1 protein-coding gene is annotated in these 1,442 nt (G+C 66.2%); it reads left to right on the forward strand.

Annotation, left to right across the window (positions count from 1 at the left end; all coding sequences use genetic code 11):
* A partial coding sequence (locus CH286_RS27500) for an acetyl-CoA carboxylase biotin carboxylase subunit (RefSeq protein ID WP_217902958.1) occupies positions 1–1,442 on the forward strand: 1,442 nt, incomplete at both ends.

A 1,442-nucleotide genomic window follows, 5' to 3' on the forward strand; every position in this document is an offset into this window, starting at 1 on the left:
CAGATCACCAAGGTTCTTGTTGCCAATCGTGGTGAGATCGCGGTGCGGGTGATCCGGGCGGCTGCTGATGCCGGGTTGGCCAGTGTCGCTGTCTACGCCGAACCCGACGCCGATGCCCCGTTCGTCCGCCTCGCCGACGAAGCATTCGCCCTCGGCGGGCAGTCCTCGGCCGAATCCTATTTGGTGATCGACAAAATTTTGGATGCCGCCGCCAAGTCCGGCGCCGACGCCATCCACCCCGGCTACGGATTCCTCTCCGAGAACGCCGACTTCGCCCAAGCCGTCCTCGACGCAGGCCTGATCTGGATCGGACCCTCCCCACAGTCCATCCGCGACCTCGGCGACAAGGTCACCGCCCGCCACATCGCCGCCCGCGCCAAAGCACCGTCGGTCCCGGGCACCTCCGAACCGGTCAAAGACGCGAACGAAATTTTGGCGTTCGTCGACGAACACGGCCTGCCGATCGCGATCAAAGCCGCATTCGGTGGCGGTGGCCGCGGCATGAAAGTGGCCCGCACCCGCGAGGAAATCCCCGAACTGTTCGACTCCGCCACCCGCGAAGCCGTCGCCGCGTTCGGGCGAGGGGAATGCTTCGTCGAACGCTACCTCGACAAACCACGCCACGTCGAAGCGCAGGTCATCGCCGACCAACACGGCAACGTCATCGTCGCCGGCACCCGCGACTGCTCCCTGCAACGCCGCTTCCAGAAACTCGTCGAAGAAGCCCCCGCCCCGTTCCTCACCGACGCCCAACGCAAAGAAATCCACTCCAGCGCCAAAGCCATCTGCCTCGAAGCCGGCTACTACGGCGCCGGAACCGTCGAATACCTCGTCGGCCAGGACGGACTCGTCTCCTTCCTGGAAGTCAACACCCGCCTGCAGGTCGAGCACCCGGTCACCGAGGAAACCTCCGGCATCGACCTGGTGCTGCAACAGTTCCGCATCGCCAACGGCGAAGAACTCTCGATCTCCGAAGATCCGGAACCGCGGGGGCATTCGTTCGAGTTCCGCATCAACGGCGAAGACGCCGGCCGCGGGTTCCTGCCCGCACCCGGACCGGTCACCACCTTCACCGCCCCCTCCGGCCCGGGAGTGCGCGTCGACTCCGGTGTCGAATCCGGCAGTGTGATCGGTGGCCAGTTCGATTCGATGCTCGCCAAACTCATCGTCACCGGAGCCACCCGCGACGAGGCGCTCGCGCGTTCGCGTCGGGCGCTCGCGGAGTTCACCGTCGAAGGCCTTGCGACGGTGATTCCGTTCCACGCTGCGGTGGTCTCCGATCCGGCGTTCATCGGCGACGGGGACTCGTTCTCGGTGCACACCCGGTGGATCGAAACCGAATGGGACAACCAGGTTCCCCCGTTCACCGCCGGGCAACCGATCGACGAGGACGAGGTCCTGCCGCGGCAGTCCGTCGTCGTCGAGGTCGGTGGCCGCCGCGT

The sequence above is a fragment of the Rhodococcus sp. WWJCD1 genome (genome assembly GCF_002258735.1).
Lineage (GTDB): Bacteria > Actinomycetota > Actinomycetes > Mycobacteriales > Mycobacteriaceae > Rhodococcoides.